This window comes from Streptomyces rubellus (assembly GCF_036323805.1).
Classification (GTDB): Bacteria; Actinomycetota; Actinomycetes; order Streptomycetales; family Streptomycetaceae; genus Streptomyces.
In genome coordinates this window covers 55,642-74,866 of record NZ_JAZDCX010000019.1, presented here as the reverse complement: position 1 = coordinate 74,866, position 19,225 = coordinate 55,642, and the positions used below count along the sequence as shown (strand labels likewise).

Genomic DNA, 19,225 nt, shown 5'->3' with positions numbered 1-19,225 from the left:
CACTGGAGAGGTCAACGGTCCCGCTGCCGGTGCGGCGGGCGACTTCCAGGACGATGGGGCTCGGATCTGAAGAACTAGCACCCATTGCCACCAGCCAATCTATGGGCGGCCATGCTCTTCCTGATGGCCTTGCGGATGTCTCGCAGATTGTTGTCGATGACGCGCTGTTGATCCTTGGTCAGTTGAACCTTGGGGTCGAGTGGCTTGCCGTTCTGCCCGATCTGTATCCCGTCTCCCTTGATTCCCGGTCCGATCAGGTGCCCATGCGCGGGGCCATGATCGTTGGAATAAATCTGAAACCGGTACTTTCCATCCCGGAAGACCGTGCCGGAGAAGGAGCCTGGATCATCACTCCCGCCCGTGTTGTGAACGAGTACCGGCGTCTCGCCCGCCAGCACATGGTACGTGTGGAGGTCGGCGACGGTGAGGTTGTGGACCTCAGTGGACCGGGTGTAGTGCCGGACGGCCGCGATTGTGACCCGGTCACCGGTGCCGGTCAGCAGCCGCTGTCCGGGGACGAGGTCGGCCGCGTCGGTCCACTCGCCCGTGGTGTCGACCCAGAAGGGGTGGCCGTCGGTGGCGACGATGACGGACCGGTCAGCCCCAGAACCGTCATCCGTCCCGATCGTGACCTCGACGAGGTCCTTCTCGCCGTTTCCGGTGATCTCCGCGGTGACGGTTCTGGCGGACAGTTCGCCCGTATCCGGGTCGGCGGCCATGACCTTGTCGCCGATCTCGACATCCTCAATGGCTCTGGTCGTGCCGTCGGCCATCAGGACCAGTGTTCCGGGGGCGAAGCTGTTGCCCACAAGGCACTTGACGGGGATGCTGTCCCCGCGCTTCAACCCGCTCAGAATCGCCTTGCCGAGGGTCTTCACCACCTTTCCCGATCCCGCGGTGAAGACCGAGATTCCCAGATCGAGGAGGGCGGACTTGCATGCGCTGCCCGAGCCCTTGCCCACACAGTCGTAGTAGTCGCGCGCCCCGATGACCTCCAGGAAGTCGATATCGGGGGAGTTGCCCAGCCATCCGAGACCGCCGGCCGCCTGACAGAAGCTGCTGGTGATGGCGCTCTGGGGGATGCACTTGACCCGCGCCCACATCTCCACGTTGGTCTGGTAGTCGACGTTCTCCCGGTAGGTGCGGAGCTTGGTGATCTCCTTCTCGGTGGGGATCTCGACTCCGCCGAGTTTGACGCGGACCGGCCCGGGCGCCTTGATCGGTCCACCGCCGGCGGAGGCGCCCACGTTCCCGATGGGCCCCCCACCGACAAACCCGCCCGCGTGTCCGACGGGTCCGCCGCCCACGAAGCCGCCCGCGTGCCCGATGGGCCCGCCGCCGATGAATCCCCCGGCGCCACCGGCGCAGCCCGCACGGCCGCAGGAGGGCTTGAGACCTGTGGGGTCGGACCAGGTGAGCGGGTTGTTGTTGGCGTAGCTGTAGCCGTGCATCTGCTGGGGGTCGGCCAGGTCCATGATCGGGTCGACGGAGACGAAGCGGCCGGTGCCGGGGTCGTACTCGCGGGCGCCGAGGTGGGTCAGGCCGGTGGCGGTGTCGGTGGTGCCGCCGACGAAGCCCCTGGTGCCGGGCCAAGGCCCCGGCTGCTCGCCGCGCGGTCCGCCGAAGGGCAGGCTGCGGCGCTGGGTCATCGCCAGGTCGCCCGCCTCGATGGCGAGATGGCCGGTGCCGTGGTGGTCGGCGACGGTGAAGGAGACCGTGCCGTCGTCCTCGATGACGGCCTGGTGGCCGCCTCCGAGGTCCGCGTACCGGGTGGCCTTCGGCTCCGTGGCGCCCTTGGCCAGGGTGATCTCGGTGTGGCCGAGGTAGAGGGTGGTCTCGGTCGGGGTGCGGCCGATGAGCCGGTTGCCGTCGGCGTCGTACAGGTACTCGGTGACCTTGTCGGCCCCGCCTTCGACCGGTTCGGTCACCTTGGCCAGGTGCCCTTCGGCGTCCCAGTCCAGTTTCTGGGTGTCGCCGCCGAGGGTGCGGGTGGCGGTGTTGCCGGTTGCGTCGTAGCCGTAGCCGTCCCGGGCGGTGCCCGTCGGGCCGGTGGTGGTGACCGAGGTCAGGGTGTGCGGCCGCGGGCTGCCGGGGTCCGGGTACTGGTAGGTCCGCCGTACGTCCCTGCCCGGGTCACCGCCCGTGTCGTGCCGGGTCTCGGTCCGCCGGTTGCCGGTCTTGTCGTAGGTGTAGGAGTGCCAGTACGGGGCCGGACCGCCGAGTACGCCGGCCTCGGGCGCGGTGGCGCAGGTCCGGGTGGGCTGTGTCCACGCCTCGGTGAGGCGGCGCAGGTGGTCGTAGGCGAAGCACTGGTTGTCGGTGCCGGAGCGGGAGACGTCGGCGACGGACAGGACGTTGCCCGCCGGGTCGTAGCGGTAGGTGCTGTGCCGGTCGACGCCGTTGACGTCCTGCCGGTCGACGCGTGAGGTGGCCAGGCGCCGGGTGCCCCACTCGTAGGTGTTGGTGACCCAGGCCTTCGGGCTGCTGCCGGACGAGCCGAGCGCGTACTGCAGTGGTTTACCCGTCAGGCTGTGGCTGACGTCGGCGTCGAAGCCCCGTCCGAAGGACGAGGTCACCCACAGGGTGCGGTCGTCGAAGTCGTGGGTGACGCCGCCGCCGGGCAGGGAGCCGGCGGCCGAGTAGCTGACGGCGCCGACCAGGCCGGAGAGTTTGTAGGCGGTGCCGGTCTGGTAGGTGCCCGCCAGTTCCCCCTCGGCCGGGGGGATGACCATGGCGGTCCGCACGGCCCGGTAGTACTTGTCGTACATCGTCACCTTGGAGGTGTACGCGTTCCCGTCGTGGTAGCGCACGGCCTCGGCCAGGTGTCCTCTGGCTCCGCTGACGGTGTCGTAGACCCACTTGGCGCGCAGCGCGCCCGCGGCCGAGCCCTCGCGCAGCTCGATCCGTCGGTCCAGGCCGTCGTAGCGGTTGACGAGGACGGTTCCGCGGGCGTCCTCGGTGGACGTGAGCAGGCCACGGTCGTCGTACGTGCTCTTGGTGACGCCCCGGTCCGGATCCTCGTCGCGGACCTTCCGGCCGAGCTGGTCGTAGGTGTACTGCCAGGTGTTGCCCTCCGCGTCGGTGACCTTCGCCAGTTCGCCCCGGGGGGTGTGGCGGTAGGTGATCGCGTCGTAGGGGGCGTCGGCCGCGCGGTGGTGGTGCTGGCGCAGCTCGGTGGTCCGCCCCCGGGCGTCGGTGAGTGTGGTGGTGGCGGTGGCGCCCTCCGGCGGGATGACGGTGGTGCGGTCCCCGCCGTACAGCGTCTTCGTGAAGTTCAGGACGGTGCCGCCGTCGCCGTTTCCGGCGATCTGCCGGGCCTCGGTCTCCCGTCCCAGCCCGTCGTGGGCGTAGTGCGTCTGGGTCTCCACCGACAGGGCGTCCGTGAGGGCGAAGATGCCACTGCCCGGGTCGCCCTCGGCGTAGTAGGGGGCGTGTGTCCTGGCGGTCAGACCGCGCTCGTCGTAGAAGACGTCCGTGAGGATCCGCCCGCCGTCGGGGCCGGGGGCCTGTGTCTGGCGTTCGCGCAGGAAGCCGTCGTAGATCGTGTACGCCGTGTACTGGCCGCCCTGGTTGTTCGGGGTCCTGGTGGCTACCGCGACCGGCCGGTTCTCGGCCACGGTGTAGCTGAACTGGTGGTCGGGGACCGCGCTGGTGGGCCGGTCGGCCAGCCAGATCCTCGATGTGCGGCCCAGTGCGTCGTAGGCGAACGTCGTCGTGACGCCGTTGGTGTCGTGGACCGCGCTCGGCAGGCCGCGCAGCGGTTCCAGTTCGGTGGTGGTGGTCAGCGCAGAGGCGCTGTCCCCCTCGGCCGCCGGCGGGCTGGTCTCCGTCACCTTCGCCGGGAGGCCGGTGGCCGGGCTGTAGACGGTGGTCGTGGTGCGGCCGTCGGAGCGCGGGGCGCGTACCGGGGTTCCGCTGCCCTGTACGGTGACGTCCGCGGTCAGGTCGGTGCTGGTCAGGGGGCGGCCGTAGGAGTCGAAGGTCGCGCCGGACTCCAGGTAGACGGCCCTGGTGCCGTCGTGCTCCTCGAGCGTGGCGGTCGCGGTGTTGTCACCCCTGGTGGGCGCCGCCCCGTACGCTCCGCCGTCGTAGGCGGTGCGGACGTCGGAGATGACGTCCCTGGCGCGGTCCGGCGCCGTGCCGCAGGACTTGGCCACGGTCTCCACCCGCGACGGCAGGTTCAGGATGTTCCTGTCGGTGCTGGTCGCGTACGTGGTGCGGGTGCACTGGTCGTCCGCGGCGGTGGAGTCGTCCGCCCGGTCGTCCACCTCGATGGCGCGTCCGGCCACGGTGTCGTATTTCGTCGCCGTGGAGGTGACCCGCCATCTGTCGCCCGCGCCGTCGTCCAGGGAGGTCCATGCCCTGGTGTGGGAGGTGCCGGTGAGGTTGGCGGTCACCGTGCCCCAGTCGCGTACCTTCCTCGCGGTCTCGTGGTGCCAGGGCCGGTTGACCGTCTTGGCCAGGACCTTGCCGCCGGGTCCGGAGTGGGTGACGGTCTTGTAGGCGAAGCCGGCCACCGACTCGTGGTCGGTGATCGGGTCGCCCTCGCCGTCCCCGAGGGAGACGGTGACGGTCTTCTCGCCGCCGTCGGGCCGGGCGCGGTCGCCGTGCATGCCGCGCAGGAAGTAGTGGTCCTGCTGCGTCCTGACGGTGGCGGCGTCCTGGCCGCCGGTGCGCACCCGTACGTGCCCGTAGCCGCGCCACTGCGACCAGGTCCTGTGCTTCTCCCTGGTCAGCCCGTCGTCATCGTCGTAGTGCCAGGCGGCGCCGCCCAGGTAGTCGTAGCGGGTGACCTGGTCCGGTGCTCCTCCGGTCCGGTCGGTGGCCGTGACGGAGGTGACGACGTACTTGTTGAACCAGTGCAGTTCCGGGTCGTCCGTCGCCGATCCCCCGATGTACTGGGGGAAGCACCGGGTGGTGTTGGACCGCGGGGTGGGCGGGGAGGCCGCGTCGCAGGCCGGGGCGGAGTAGTTGACGTCGATGCGGCCGCCGGACTCGTCGGCCACCGTCGACAGGCGCTCCTTGACGAACGGCGCGTACCCGTCGCCGGTCCGGTCGAGCCGGTTCTCCCGCTGGGTGTAGGCGAAGGTGGTCTTCGGCAGGGTGACCGCCGGGGTGGCGGTGTGGCCGGTGTGCTGCACGCTGTCCAGCAGGAGCTGGTAGTCGATGTCGGCCATGCCCCAGCGGTGGCCGAGCGTCCAGGAGTCGGCCTTGCCGTAGGTGCCGTCGGCCTTGAGGACATGGGTGCTGACCCCGGTCAGCCGCTTGCGGGTCCAGAACGTCGGCGACAGGCGCCGGTCGCAGTCCTCACCGGCGTCGCAGTTGAGGTCCCAGGGCGTGTCGTACCAGTGGAAGGCCTTGTCGTCGATGGTGTCCGGCGCGCAGGTCACCCCGGTCTCGGGCAGGCAGCGCTCGGAACTGGTGAAGTCCACCCTGGCCGGCGGCTTGCCCGCGTACAGGTCGGCGGACCTCAGCCCGTACTCGATGCGGTCCAGGTGGCCACCGCGGTCGTAGCGGGTGTCGTCGGTCTTCTTCAGGTTGCGGCCGTAGGAGTTGGTCTCCTTGTCGTAGTAGTAGGCGACGGCGTTGCCGTGCCGGTCGACGACGTAGTCCAGGTTCCACCGCCAGGCCTGCCGGCACCAGGAGCCGGCGAACGACGAGGCGTGGCAGGGTTCGCCGGAGTCGTCGCCGAAGACGGGGACGGTCCAGGTGGAGTCGGTGGTCTCCTTGCCGGAGGCCCAGCCGGGCAGCCGGTTGTGGCCGAAGTAGTAGCGGGTTCCGTCCGGGGTGGTGACCTCCCAGTACTCGCCGTCGTCGTCGCCGTTGCCGCGCTCGGCGGAGGTCAGGCGCTTGATCCGGGTGCCGTCGTCCTGCCGGAGCTTCCAGGTGTCCTTCCCGGCCGGGACCAGCTCACCGCCCTTGCCGTTGAAGGAGATGAACGCGTTGTCGTAGCCCCAGCACAGGTCACCGGGCTCGTTGCCGTCCGCGTTCTCCACCCCGTCGTCGGCGCAGGGCTTGTAGCGGCGCTCGATGTAGCCGGGCCACAGGTCGAAGCCGTCACCCGCCCAGGACGACTGGGTGTTGGTCGATCCCGTGCGGCCGTCGATCGCTCCCGAGGAGTAGGACAGGCCGACGTTCGGCTTCAGACCGCCGGGCACCTCCGGCACCGGCATCTCGTAGGACCAGGTGAAGTCACCGGTGTTGAGGTCGGTGCGCCAGGTGGCCGACGGGGAGAGCTGGGTGGCCTTGTAGTCGCCCTCCATCCCCTTGTCGTCAGCTACGGCGGCCAGCACGGTCGGGGTGCCGGAGCGGAGGGTGACGCTGCCCGCGGTCAGTCTCCGCCGCTCGGTGTCGTTGGCCGTGGGGATGGGCCGGGGTGTCGAGCAGGCTTCCTTCTCCGGGGTGGTCAGCGCGCATTCCGGGAGCTCCACCAGGGTCAGCCGGGAGGCGTAGCCACCGCCGTAGGACTGTGCGAAGGAGGAGTAGTCGACCGTCACACCGGTCTTCCCCGCGTCGCCGTCCTCCAGGGCAAGGGTGAACAGCAGACCGTCCACACCCGCCTCGGCCGTCTGCTTCCTGCCCAGGACCCGGGTTTCGACCTCACCGCTCGCCGCCGGTCCGGTCGCCCTGGTGCGGGCCCGGGGGTTCTCGGTCCCTGCCGCGGCCGGTACGCCGAGTGCGATGGGCATCCCCGCGGCCTTCTCCGGTGCGGGGACGGCCGGGCTCCCGGCTTCCGGTTCGGGGAGTTCCACCACGTCTTCGCCGGCCTTCGGCCAGGCCGCCTCGGGCGCCTGCTGCGGAGTCTTCGGTCCCCGGTACGCCCTGCGGGATTTGACCCTGACGTTCTCGGCGCCGGCGACCGGCTTCTCGGCCGCGGGCAGTGCGGGGCGGCCCCGTCCCCCGTCGGCCGCCACCACGGGCACGGCCGACGTCTGCAGCAGTGTTCCCACCATCAGGGCCGACACCGCCAGCGCCGTACAGCGCCGCAGCCCCGCCCCCGTCCGTCTCCCCGGTCTGCCGGTCATCCCTGTCCCATCCCTCACCGAAGATCACGTCCGGGCGGGTTCGTCCGGACACAGGAAGTCAAGAAAGAAGTCGTGAAACAGCCGCACATGCCGTGCGGGTACGCAGCCGGGTGCACCGGTGGCGGTCCCCGGTGTGCCCGGTTGCGTGATCAGTCCGGGCCCGGTATCCCGGTCGGCACCTCGAACCACTGACCGGCCAGGTACTCGACCTGCGCGTCGCTCAGCGCCCCCTGGACCACCCACACGTCGTCGACCGTGCCGGGCCAGTACTCCCCCCAGGAGCCCGCGGTCTTCACCCGGCCGACCTGGAGCGTCCGGCCCGCGGTGAACGACAGGGCGTTCTCGGCCCACGAGGCGCGCTCCGTACATTGGGCGTCGTCCGCGCTCCCGTCCCCCTCGGCGTCGGCGCAGGCGGTCTCCTCCAGCTCGCCGTTGACGTAGAGGCTCAGCCGTTTGGCGAAGCCGTCGTAGACGAGCGCCAGATGCTGCCAGGAGGTGACGTCCCCGTAGAGGTGGTGGTCCACCTCGGTCGCCGGGGCCGCCTCGTCGTCCTCACCCGGCATGGTGATCCGCCAGTGCCCCGACGCCGGGGAGCCGTCCGCGCCGGGCAGGTAGCGCACCGCGAAGGCGGAGTTGCGGCCGCCCTCGGCGCTGAGCACCGTGACGGGCCCGTTCCCGGGAACCGCGGCGGCCCGGGCCCAGGCCGTCACCGTGAAGCTGGCGCCGGTGTCGACCGGTACGGTGCCGGTGGCGGCGTGGTCGTCCACCCCGTCGAGTTCCAGGCCGCCGAGGTCGATCCAGCCCGTGCCGGTCCGTGCTCCGCCGTGGAGGGTCATCGGGTTGCCCTCGGCGGAGTCGTCGGGGGTGGTGACCGGTGCGGTGCCGGCCGTCTCCTCGAACATCCAGCGGCCCTTGACCAGGGGGCGCTGCTTGACCAGTTGCCGCACCTCGTCGCCGGAGACGGCCCGGTCGTACAGGCGTACGTCGTCCAGGTCGCCCTCGAGGAAGCCGCCGGGCCCGTCGGCGTGCAGGGCGGCGCCGAGTGTGACCGGGCCGGTGGCCAGCCAGGGGGTGGTGAACGGCTCGGTGGCCACCAGGCTTCCGTCGACGTACAGGCGCAGCTGCCGGGCGTCGTGGTCGTAGACCCCTGTCACGTGGGTCCACTCGCCCAGCCGGGCGGCCGGGCAGTTCGTCCCGGCCGGGCAGGCCTGCTGCGCGGCCCGGGTGATGCCGGTGCCGGAGGCGTCGGAGCGGGGGCGCAGGAACACCCAGCCGCCCAGGGCCGAGGAGTGGGACAGCTCGAACCCCTGAGCCTGGGAGGATGCCTGGGTGACGGCCACCATGGGCCGGTCGGCCTTGTCCTCGGGCAGCCTGGCCCACAGCGACACCGAGAAGCTCTGGTGGGTGTCCAGGACCGGCCGGTCGGTGTCCGCGTGGTCGTCGGTGCCGTCCAGGCGCAGTGCGGTGCCGGACGTACCGGGCACTCCCGTCCGGGCGCCGCCGCGCAGGGTGGCCTCGACCTGCTGGGCCCGGCCGGTGACCGCGGTGGCCTCCGGCTCCTCGTCCAGCGGCCACACCAGTTTGGCCGGGCGCGAGGTGTGCACAGGCTTCCCCTCGCCCAGAAGGGCGACCTGGGGATCGGTGAGCTGGTAGTCGAAGAGCTGGACGTCGTCCAGGTCCCCGGCGAAGAACCCGCCGGTGCTCCCGGAGCGCAGGGCCGCGCCCAGCAGGGTGCGGCCGCGGGCGTCCCACGGGCCGGTGAACGGGGCGTCGGCCACCTGCCGCCCGTCGACGTAGAGCCGCAGCCGTCCGGCCGGGTTGTCGAAGACCCCGGCGACATGGGTCCAGGTCTCCAGCCGCCCGGCCGTACAGGCGGTGTCCCCCTGCGGGCACGCGGGCTGCGCCGCCCGTGCGACCGCCGCACCGGCGCTGTCGCTCCGGTGCCGGGAGAACACCCAGCCGCCCGAGTCCGGGGAGTAGGACAGCTCGAAGCCGCTGCCGCCCCGGCCCTCCTGCGACAGGGCCACCACCTCCCGGTCCGGTCCGGCCGCGGGCAGCCTGGCCCACAGCGACACCGAGAAGCTCTTGCCGGTGTGCAGCACCGGGGAGACCGTCGCGGCGTGGTCGTCGGTGCCGTCGAAGCTCAGGGCGCCGCCCGTCCTCCCCTCGGCGCCGGACCGGGCACCGGACAGGGTCGCTTGCCAGGTGCCGCCCGCGCCGCCGACCGCGCCGACCCCGGCCGGCTCGTCCAGGCTCCAGGCCAGGCGTTCGGGCTGGCCGGCCCGTACCCGGAACTGGTAGGTGCGGATCTCGCTGCCGTTCCCGGCGGCGTCGAAGGCCTGGGCGGTGACGAAGTTCAGCCCCGGCCTGGTCGGCATGAAGTCCACCGTTTCCGCCCCGCCGCCGGAGGTGGTCAGGGTGTTCGCGGCGGTGGGGTCGCCGTTGATCCCGAACCGGTACCGGACCACGTCCGAGGTGGGGGAGTCGACGGTGAAGCCGCCGTAGCGGCCCACTCCGTCGTGCCACGGGTCGTCGGGATCCTCCGGATCGGAGGCCGGGTACTGTCCCGAGCCGATCGACGGTCCGGCCGGGACGGTCGTGTCGTAGACCATGTTGCAGCTGGTGGCCGAGCCGACCCAGGACCACGGTGACCACTGGGCGCCGTCGTGGGAGCGCACGTGCCAGCCCACCGTCCTGTTCTTCGGTGTGCTGCCCGGCAGTGTGATGACGAAGTCCGACCCCGAGGCCTTGTACGTCGTGCGGGACGAGGTCCACCGCCCGGTGAAGCCCTTGCCGTCGCCGGTGTCCCAGGAGAGCTGGAACTGGACCGCCACGTTGTCCCCGTCCGGGTCGGTGACGTTGTTCGCCCGCACCTTGGGCAGGGTGCGCACCCGTTTGGCCGCGCCCGGCCTCGCGCAGGTCCCTCCCGGGTCCTGGACCAGCTGCGACATCCGGATCTGGGGAGGCGGGCGGTTGTACCGCACCCGCAGGTGGGCCTTGTCCGAGAACCGCTTCCAGCCGTACCGGTCCGTCTCACTGCTCGCCCGCAGGCCGAACGTGAGGGTGTCCCAGCGCCCGTCCGCGGCCTGCTGCACCGCCGGCTTCACGTCGAACTCGGCGTCCTTGGCCGCGCAGCCCTCGTAACCATGGGCGAAGGACGCCGTCCGCAGCCGGTCCACCCAGAAGCCGTCCGCGTTCTGGGTGTTCCACGTCGTCGACGACGAGATGCCCCTGGTGCGCCACAGCTGCACCTCGCGTGCCGAACACGAGGCGGACCACACGTTGCGCACCACGAACTCCGCCGACAGGACCGTCCGGCCCTCGAACCGCTTGGTGGGGATGCGGTAGAAGAGCCGCTTGGTGTCGTGCGGCCGGCAGTAGTCCCAGCCGCAGTAGCCCAGCCCCGCGTCCGGGTCGCCGTTGAACTTCCACTGCGGTGAGGAGGCCCAGTACTGCGACGCCATCGTCCACGCCGATGCCCGCGGCGAGTACCACTGCGGGTCGATGAACACCGGGTAGACCGTGTCCTCGCCCCTGAGCACCCCCTTGTCCGGGCTCAGCACCAGCTCACCGCCGCCGACGGGCACCTCCACCCCCACCGGCGCAAGCTTCCCCGACTCCCCCGCACCCGGCTCGCCCCCACCGGTGCCGGACAGGGCGGAACTCCGCACCGCCGCCTCCCCGGTCTCCGCGCCGCCGCTGGAATCCCACATCAGGGGCGTCGGAGCCTCGAAGACCGCGCCCCCGGCCCCGTCGTCGACCGCCTCCAGCCCGCCGTCCGCGGTCTCACGCACCCGCACCCCGCCGGTGCCCAGCCGCAGCCGCAGCTCGTTCAACGCAGCGCTGTTCGCGGCCTCGGACGTCTTCACCACCAGCAACTGGGTGAAGCCGTCGGCCTGGGCCCCCATACGCAGGTCCACACCGGGGAGGACCTCCCGGTAGACAGCCGTGTCACCGTCGAGTTCAGGCGTGGGAAGTTCCTGCGGCCAGGTCAGGGACAGTTCCCGGCCCGCCTTCGTCATGCGGACCAGCGGCCCGTCACCGCCGCCGGAGAACTCCAGGGCCACCGTGGTGGCCCCGGGCGCGACGGTGCCCTCACCGGTCCGGGCCAGCCCCGTGTCGACCGGCTTCCACTCGCCCGCCACCCGGGCACGTACGGGCCTCAGGTACTCGACCGCCTCCAGGTCCCCGTCCGGGGTGGCATGGACCTCGCTGGTCTCCCCGCGTAAGGAGGTGATCTCCACCGGTTCGCCGGAACGTTTCGCCTCCATCAGCGCCTTGCTCTCGGCCGACGCCCGCGCCTCCGCGCCCTCCCCCCGAACAGCCTCCGCAGGCCGTGCGACCGCCCGCTCCCAGTCCACGCCGGGCAGCAAACCCACGGCCAGCGCGGCGCCCAGCACCACGACACCCAACCCCCGTGCACGAGCACGCCGAAACATCCCCTGAACCCCCCGGAGCAGAGTGCGAAGATCCTGTGATGCGCGACGGACACAACGTAGAGGTCCCGCAGCCGCACAACCAGGAGAATCAAACGGTCACCACGCCACAAAGCACCCCGCTGAGACCGATGACGATGTGGCAACAGACACGTTTGAGCACACAGCGACAGCGGTTTCCCGCCGGGCCTCCTGGACGCCATCCAGGAGACTTCCGTCAGTCACTCGCGCCCCGAGCCGCCGGCCTTGTTCGGCCTGCCCGGTACGGGCGGGCCGTGAATCCGGACAACTCGCCACCGACCGGATGCACCAGGCCCGCACCCTCCACGCCGAGAGGCCCGACACCTCCACCGAAGCGGCGGCCGTCGTCCGGGACTGCGAGCAGAAGCTCGCCCGGTACCGGAGCCTGGTCGACTCCGGAGCCGCCGCCTCCGAGACCGTCGCCCACTGGATCGCCGAGACCGAGGCCCGCCGGGCCGACGGGCCGCGCTCTCACGCGAACGGATCGCCCAGGCCGTCGACGCGGTACGGGATGTCGCGGAGGCGCTCCGCGGCGCCGACGAGCGGCAGAAGAACCGCCTGTACCGCAAGCTCGGGCTGCGCATGTCCTACGAGCCCGGACAACGCACAGTGCGGGTCGAGATCGCTCCCGACCCGCACTCCGTTGGTGAATGGTCTGTGTCCGAGGGGGGACTTGAACCCCCACGCCCGATAAAGGGCACTAGCACCTCAAGCTAGCGCGTCTGCCATTCCGCCACCCGGACCGGTGCGCGACCGCGACCCGGGGGCCGCGGCGACGGGGTCCACCATACCAAGTCCCCGGAGTGCCTCTCACCCGCATAAGCCGTGGTCCGGCGGGGTGCCGGACGGATACCGGGGCGGGTACCGAAGCCGGGGCCGGGGCCGTACGGCCGCGGAGGCATCCCGTGCGCGGGGCCGCACCGGTGGTGCCGGGCCGGGCGTACCCGTACGCGCAGCGGGAACGCACAATGGACGGGCCGCGGCGCGGGAACCGCGGCCCGGGGGCGTACGCACCGGAAGCACCGAGCGAGGCAGGACGGATCTGATGGGCCGAGTCACCGAGCGCCGCCGCGTCGTCCGCCTCCGCGACGGCGCGGTGAGCGAGCGCGCCGACACCCTGGTGGCCGAGGAGCCGCTGGAGATCCGGCTGAACGGCCGGCCGCTGGCCGTCACGATGCGCACCCCCGGCGACGACTTCGCGCTGGCGGCGGGCTTCCTGGTCAGCGAGGGCGTACTGGCCCGCCCCGATGAGCTGGCCACCATCGTCTACTGCGCCGGGGCCACCGAGCAGGCCGACGGCACCACCCGCAACAGCTACAACGTCGTCGACGTCCGCCTCGCCCCCGGTGTCCCGGTGCCCGACATCACCCTGGAGCGGAACGTCTACACCACCTCCTCGTGCGGCCTGTGCGGCAAGGCCAGCCTGGACGCGGTCCGCACCACGGCCCGCTGGCCGCTCGGCGACGGCGCGCTGCGCGTCGCGCCCGGCGTGCTGGCCGGGCTGCCCGACCGGCTCCGCGCCGCCCAGCGGGTGTTCGACCGGACCGGGGGCCTGCACGCGGCCGGGCTGTTCTCCCCCACCGGAGAGCTGCTGGACCTGTGCGAGGACGTCGGCCGCCACAACGCCGTCGACAAGCTGGTCGGCCGCGCCCTGACCCAGGGCCGGCTCCCCCTGTCGGGAACGGTGCTGCTGGTGTCGGGACGGGCGTCGTTCGAGCTGGCGCAGAAGGCCGTGATGGCGGGCGTGCCGGTGCTGGCCGCCGTATCGGCGCCGTCCTCCCTGGCCGTGGACCTGGCCGCCGAGACCGGGCTCACCCTGGTGGGCTTCCTGCGGGGCACCTCGATGAACGTCTACGCCGGCGGGCACCGCGTCGCGCTGGAGCGCGCCGAGCCGGTCCCGCACGGGGATTCCCGCTAGCCGCCGGGCACCCGCGGTGACCGTACGGGTACCGCGGATGCCTCGGCGTGACCGCCTCCGGCCCCGCGGGCAGTCATCACTGCCCTTCCGGGCACGCCGCCGATCGGATACGGTCGCCCCGCTGTGACACCCCCGCCGCGGCACGGCACGGCAAGGAGCGGCAATTGCGCGAGATCACCGTCCCCGCTCTGGCGACGGCCCCCCGGACCGGAGGACTGGCCGACGCCGTCCACGAGCGCGCCGAACGGGACCCGTACCAGGTGATGCTGGCCCGCAAGGACGCCTCGGGCCGCTGGCGCGACGTGACCGCGGGCGAGTTCCGCGACCAGGTGCTGGCCCTGGCTAAGGGACTGCTCGCCGAGGGGGTGCGGTTCGGCGACCGGGTCGCGATCATGTCCCGCACCCGCTACGAGTGGACCCTGTTCGACTTCGCCCTGTGGTCCCTCGGCGCCCAGCCGGTGCCGGTCTACCCCACCTCCTCGGCCGAGCAGGTCCACTGGATACTGCACGACGCCGAGGTGTCGGCCGCCGTCGTCGAGCACGAGGACCACGCGATGACCGTCGGCTCGGTCGTCGACCGGCTGCCGCGGCTGCGCCGGCTGTGGCAGCTCGACGCCGGCGCCGAGCGGGAACTGTCCGCCGCCGGGGCGCACATACCCTCCGAGACGGTGCACCGGCACCGGTCCGCGGTCACCCCCGACACCCCGGCCACCGTCATCTACACCTCCGGCACCACCGGACGCCCCAAGGGCTGCGTGCTCACCCACGGCAACTTCATGGCCGAGTGCGACAACATCATCGAGCGCTACGAGGCCGTCTTCCCCACCGGGCCCGGCGCCCAGGCCTCCACCCTGCTCTTCCTCCCCCTGGCCCATGTCTTCGGCCGGATGATCGAGGTCGGGGCGGTCCGCGCCGGGGTACGGCTCGGCCACCAGCCCGACCTGACCGCCGCCGCGCTCCTGCCCGACCTGGCCTCCTTCCGCCCGACCTTCGTCCTGGCGGTGCCCTACGTCTTCGAGCGGATCTTCCAGGCCGCCCGGCGCCGGGCCGAGTCCGAGGGCAGGCTGGGTGCCTTCGACAAGGCCGTGGACGTCGCGGTCCGCTACGCCGAGGCGACGGAGCACAGGGCGTTCGGCACCGGCCCCGGCCCGAGTACGGTCCTGCGGATGCGGCACCAGTTCTTCGACCGGGCCGTCTACGCCCGGCTGCGCGCCGCGCTCGGCGGCCGCTGCCGGTACGCGGTGTCCGGCGGCTCGGCGATGGAGCGGCGGCTGGGGCTGTTCTACGACGGCGCCGGCGTCCGGATCCTGGAGGGGTACGGGCTGACCGAGACCACCGCCGCGGCCGTCGTCAACCCGCCCGAGCGGACCCGCTTCGGCACCGTCGGCCTCCCCCTGCCGGGCACCACGGTGCACATCGCGGACGACGGCGAGGTGTGGCTGCGCGGCGGCCAGGTCTTCGCCGGCTATCTGAACGACCCCCGGGCCACCGCGGAGGTCCTGCGCGACGGCTGGCTGGCCACCGGCGATCTCGGCTCCCTGGACGAGGACGGCTGTCTGACGATCACCGGGCGGAAGAAGGAGATCCTGGTGACCTCCAGCGGCAAGAGCGTGTCGCCGACGGTCCTGGAGGACCGGGTGCGGGCGCATCCGCTGGTGGCGCACTGCGTCGTCGTCGGCAACGACCGGCCGTACGTCGCCGCGCTGGTCACCCTCGACCACGAGGCCGTGCGGCACTGGCTGGCCATGCGGGACAGACCGCTGCCGAGCCCCGCCGAGCTGGTCCGCGACCCCGATCTGGAGGCGGAGGTCAGACGGTCGGTGGTGGCCGCCAACACCCTGGTCTCCCAGGCCGAGGCGATCCGCACCTTCCGGATCCTGGGCTCGTCCTTCACCGAGGAGGAGGGGCTGCTGACCCCTTCCCTGAAGGTGCGGCGCAAGGCCGTCGAGAAGGCGTACGCGGTCGAGATCGAGGCACTCTACCGGGGCTGACCGGCCGGAACGGCTCAGGGCCGGCCCGGAACGGCCCCGGGGGGCCGCACCGGAATACCGCTTCGGCCATGATCGTTGAGCGGCCGGGTACATGTGTCGCCAACCGACCCAGTAAGGACCGATCGCCCGTGAGCAACGTCCCCAACATCATCCTCAACAACGGTGTCCGGATGCCGCAGCTCGGCCTCGGCGTGTGGCAGGTGGCGGACGAGGAGGCCACCTCCGTCGTCGGGCACGCGCTCGCCGCGGGCTACCGCAGCATCGACACCGCCGCCGCCTACCACAACGAGCGGGGCACCGGGAAGGCGATCACCGAGTCCGGCCTGCCCCGCGAGGACGTCTTCGTCACCACCAAGATCTGGAACCACCAGCAGGGCTACGACTCCACCCTGCGCACCTTCGACGCCTCCCTGGAGCGGCTGGGCCTGGACTACGTGGACCTCTACCTCATCCACTGGCCGGCACCGGCGCTGGACAGGTACGTCGAGACCTGGAAGGCCTTCGAGAAGCTGTACGCCGACGGCCGGGCCAAGGCCATCGGGGTCTCCAACTTCAAGCCCACCCACCTGCGGCGGCTGATGGAGGAGACCGAGATCGTCCCGGCCGTCAACCAGATCGAGCTCCACCCCCGGTTCCAGCAGGCCGAGGCGCGCGCCTTCCACGCCGAGCACGGCATCGCCACCGAGGCGTGGTCGCCGCTCGGCCAGGGCAAGGGGCTGCTGGACGACCCTGTGATCGGCACGCTCGCCCGCAAGCACGGCCGCACCCCCGCCCAGGTGGTGCTGCGCTGGCACCTCCAGATGGAGCACCTGGTGATCCCCAAGTCCGTCACCCCCTCCCGGATCGACGAGAACATCGACGTCTTCGACTTCACCCTGGACGAGGACGACATGCGGCAGTTGGCCGGACTGGACAGCGGCAACCGGCTCGGCGCCGACCCGGACACCATGAACTGAGCGGCCCGGCACGCCCCGACGGCGCCGACGGCGCCACCGCCGCACCGTACGCCGCCCCGTCTCCGCGGGGCGGCGTACGGCTGCTCGGGCACCCGGAATCCGGACGCCGAGAACCGGAAAAAGGCCGCCCGCTGTGACGTTCCTCCAAAGGACGTGGCTCTTCGGTGAAGGGGTCCGCCGCACGGTTCCATCGCGATCGGCGGCGGATAACTTCCAGTTACGCGCACCGGCGGCGACCACCGCGCCGGCGCGCATCCCCCCACGACACTCCCGAGGAGCACACATGCGCCACTCCCGTGGTGTGACAGCCGTATCGGCCCTCGCGGTCGGCGCCCTGGCACTGACGGTCCTGCCCTCCATAGCCGGGGCGGTCACGGCCGAGACCCCCGCCGGAACCGCCGCCGACAGCCGTACCGAGACCCGTGCCGACACCCTCGACACCGAGGCCGAGCGGGCGGCCGAGGCGCTTCCCGCCGAAGCACTGCGAGCCATGCGGCGCGACCTGGGCCTGACCGCCGGCGAGGCGAGAGAACGCGTCGCGGGCGAGTACCGCGCCGCCAAGACCGTCCCCGCCATCCGCAAGGACCTCGCCGCCGACTGGGCCGGAGCCTGGGTCAGCGGCGCCGACGCCACCCTGGTCGTCGCCACCACCGACCGCGCCGAGGCCGACGCCGTCACCGCCGCCGGCGCGAAGGCGAAGATCGTCGAACACAGCATGGCCGAACTGGAGGCCGCCAAGAAGGACCTGGACCGGGCCGCGCGGCAGCTCTCCCCCACGACCGCGCCGCTGTGGTACGTCGACGTCCGCAGCAACAGCGTCGTCGTCCACGCCGCCGACCCCGCGAAGGCGCGCTCCCTCGTCGAGGCCGGCGGCGTCGACAGCGACCTGGTGAAGGTCGTGCGCTCCGCGGAGCAGCCGCGCCCGTACGCCGACCTGCGCGGCGGCGACGCCTACTACATCAACCAGAGCAGCCGCTGCTCGGTCGGCTTCCCGGTCACCGACGGCGACCGGCAGGGCTTCGTCACCGCCGGCCACTGCGGCGTCCCCGGCGACCCCACCGCCGGTCACGACCGGGCCGACCAGGGCAGCTTCGAGGGCTCGTCCTTCCCCGGCAACGACTACGGCTGGGTCGCCACCAACAGCAACTGGACCGCCACCCCCTTCGTCAAGGGCGAGAACGGCGACGTGACCGTCACAGGCTCCGAGGAGGCGCCCGTCGGCTCGACCGTCTGCCGCTCCGGCTCCACCACCGGCTGGCACTGCGGCACCGTCGAGCAGTACGACGTCACCGTCCAGTACGGGCAGGGCGACGTGACCGGCCTGACCAGGACCACCGTGTGCGCCGAGCCCGGCGACTCCGGCGGCCCCTACGTCTCCGGCGACCAGGCGCAGGGCGTGACCTCCGGCGGCTCGGGCAACTGCAGCATCGGCGGCACCACCTACTTCCAGCCGGTCAACCCGATCCTGGAGGAGTACGGCCTGACCCTCGTCACCGGCTGACCCGCACGCCTCCGGGCCGCGCGGGCCCCCTCCCCCGCCCCGGCGCGCGGGGGCGGTGCCTCACCGCCCCCGCGCGCCGGGGCCGCCTCATTCCGTCCCGTGCGCCGGGACCCCTGCCTCCGCCCCGTGCGCCGGGACCCCTGCCTCCGCCCCGTGCGCCGGGGCGATCTCCTCGATCCGGCGGGCCAGCCGCACGTCCAGCCCGGTGACCTTCCCGCCCACGCTGTGCGTGTTCACCGACACCCCCAGCGTGTTGTAGCCGAGCAGCAGGTCCGCGTGGTGGTCCAGCTCGTCCTGGAGCCGCGCCACATGGACGACCATCACCGCGGCCTGGAGGTGCCGGGCGAAGGAGTAGGTGCGCTCCAGCCGGTCCCCGGCCAGCCGCCAGCCCGGCAGCTCCGCCAGCGCACCGTCGATCTCCTCCGGGGTCAGCGGTCTGGGCGACATGGCGACGATCCCCTTCCGTGGACGACCCGCACCAGCCTAGGGTCGCCGCATGGGTTCCGCGACAGCCGACACGTCCACCGGAGTGGGCCCCCTGCTGCGCCACTGGCGGGAACGCGCCGGACTCAGCCAGCTGGAGCTGGCCCTGCGCGCCGGCTCCTCGGCCCGGCACATCAGCTTCGTCGAGACCGGGCGCTCCCGGCCAAGCCGGGAGATGGTGCTGCGGCTGGCCGGGCAACTGGCCGTCCCCGTCCGGGAGCGCAACGCGCTGCTGACGGCCGCGGGCCACGCGCCGCACTACCCGGAGACCCCCGTCGACGACGCCGCGCTGGCCGCCCTGCGCGGCAGTCTGGAGCGGATGGTGACGGCCTACGAGCCCTACCCCGCCCTGGTGGTCAACGGCCGCTGGGAGGTGCTGGCCGCCAACCGCGGCATCACCCTCGTGCTGGAGGGCGTGGCCGGGCATCTGCTGCGGCCCCCGCTGAACGCCATGCGCGTCACCCTCCACCCCGAGGGCCTGGCCCCGCGCATCCGCAACTTCCGCGAGTGGCGCGAGCACCTGCTGGAGCAGATGCGGCGACAGCTCGCGCTGCTGCGGTCGGCGCCGCTGCGCGAGCTGTACGAGGAGGTCTCCGTCTATCCGCTGCCGGAGGGCAGCACCGAGCGGCGCGGGCTCGACGGCCCCTTCGCGCTGCCCATGGTGATCGAGCACCAGGGGCGGACGCTGTCGTTCTTCTCCACGACCACCACCTTCAACACCCCGATGGACGTGACGGTCTCCGAGCTGGCCATCGAGACCTTCGTCCCGGCCGACGCGGACACGGCCACCCTGCTGCCCGTCCTCGTCCCCCGGCAGGAGGACGGGCAGCGGGACGGGCCGGCGGGCGCCCCGTGACGGACCGGCGGTCCCGGCGGGACCGCCGTGACCAGGGG

At 72.2% G+C, this 19,225-nt stretch carries 8 protein-coding genes and 1 tRNA gene; 5 read left to right on the top strand and 4 right to left on the bottom strand.

Annotated features, from left to right (window positions below; translation table 11 throughout):
- Window positions 1-74: 74 nt before the first annotated feature.
- The 3 genes from V1L54_RS21430 to V1L54_RS21420 all read right to left on the bottom strand — a co-directional run bounded on the left by V1L54_RS21430 (window position 75) and on the right by V1L54_RS21420 (window position 12,225).
- A complete protein-coding gene (locus tag V1L54_RS21430; RefSeq protein ID WP_330119700.1) occupies window positions 75-7,025 on the bottom strand; it encodes a polymorphic toxin-type HINT domain-containing protein in 6,951 nt (2,316 codons plus the stop codon).
- Between the two features lie 149 nt (window positions 7,026-7,174).
- Window positions 7,175-11,428, bottom strand: a complete 4,254-nt coding sequence (locus tag V1L54_RS21425; protein WP_330119699.1) for a LamG-like jellyroll fold domain-containing protein — start codon at window positions 11,426-11,428, stop codon at window positions 7,175-7,177.
- Window positions 11,429-12,140: 712 nt separating this feature from the next.
- A tRNA-Leu gene (locus tag V1L54_RS21420) sits at window positions 12,141-12,225 on the bottom strand.
- A gap of 302 nt (window positions 12,226-12,527) precedes the next feature.
- Here V1L54_RS21420 and fdhD point away from each other — a divergent pair.
- The 4 genes from fdhD to V1L54_RS21400 all read left to right on the top strand — a co-directional run bounded on the left by fdhD (window position 12,528) and on the right by V1L54_RS21400 (window position 17,848).
- Window positions 12,528-13,400 (top strand): formate dehydrogenase accessory sulfurtransferase FdhD, encoded by an 873-nt coding sequence (gene fdhD, locus V1L54_RS21415; RefSeq protein ID WP_330119698.1) that lies wholly within the window; start codon window positions 12,528-12,530, stop codon window positions 13,398-13,400.
- A gap of 164 nt (window positions 13,401-13,564) precedes the next feature.
- The gene (locus tag V1L54_RS21410) at window positions 13,565-15,391 is read left to right on the top strand and encodes an AMP-dependent synthetase/ligase (protein WP_330119697.1); all 1,827 of its coding nucleotides are present in this window, start codon (window positions 13,565-13,567) and stop codon (window positions 15,389-15,391) included.
- A 128-nt stretch (window positions 15,392-15,519) separates the two neighbouring features.
- Window positions 15,520-16,347, top strand: a complete 828-nt coding sequence (locus V1L54_RS21405; RefSeq protein WP_330119696.1) for an aldo/keto reductase — start codon at window positions 15,520-15,522, stop codon at window positions 16,345-16,347.
- A 283-nt stretch (window positions 16,348-16,630) separates the two neighbouring features.
- Window positions 16,631-17,848, top strand: a complete 1,218-nt coding sequence (locus tag V1L54_RS21400; RefSeq protein ID WP_330119695.1) for a S1 family peptidase — start codon at window positions 16,631-16,633, stop codon at window positions 17,846-17,848.
- A gap of 87 nt (window positions 17,849-17,935) precedes the next feature.
- On the opposite strand, the gene V1L54_RS21395 is transcribed toward V1L54_RS21400, so the two are convergent.
- Window positions 17,936-18,295 carry a 4a-hydroxytetrahydrobiopterin dehydratase gene (locus V1L54_RS21395; protein ID WP_330119694.1) on the bottom strand — a complete coding sequence of 120 codons (360 nt, stop codon included), beginning with the start codon at window positions 18,293-18,295 and terminating at the stop codon, window positions 17,936-17,938.
- Window positions 18,296-18,344: 49 nt separating this feature from the next.
- On the opposite strand from V1L54_RS21395, the gene V1L54_RS21390 reads away from it, so the two are divergent.
- The gene (locus V1L54_RS21390) at window positions 18,345-19,187 is read left to right on the top strand and encodes a helix-turn-helix domain-containing protein (RefSeq protein ID WP_330119693.1); all 843 of its coding nucleotides are present in this window, start codon (window positions 18,345-18,347) and stop codon (window positions 19,185-19,187) included.
- The last annotated feature ends 38 nt before the right edge of the window (window positions 19,188-19,225 follow it).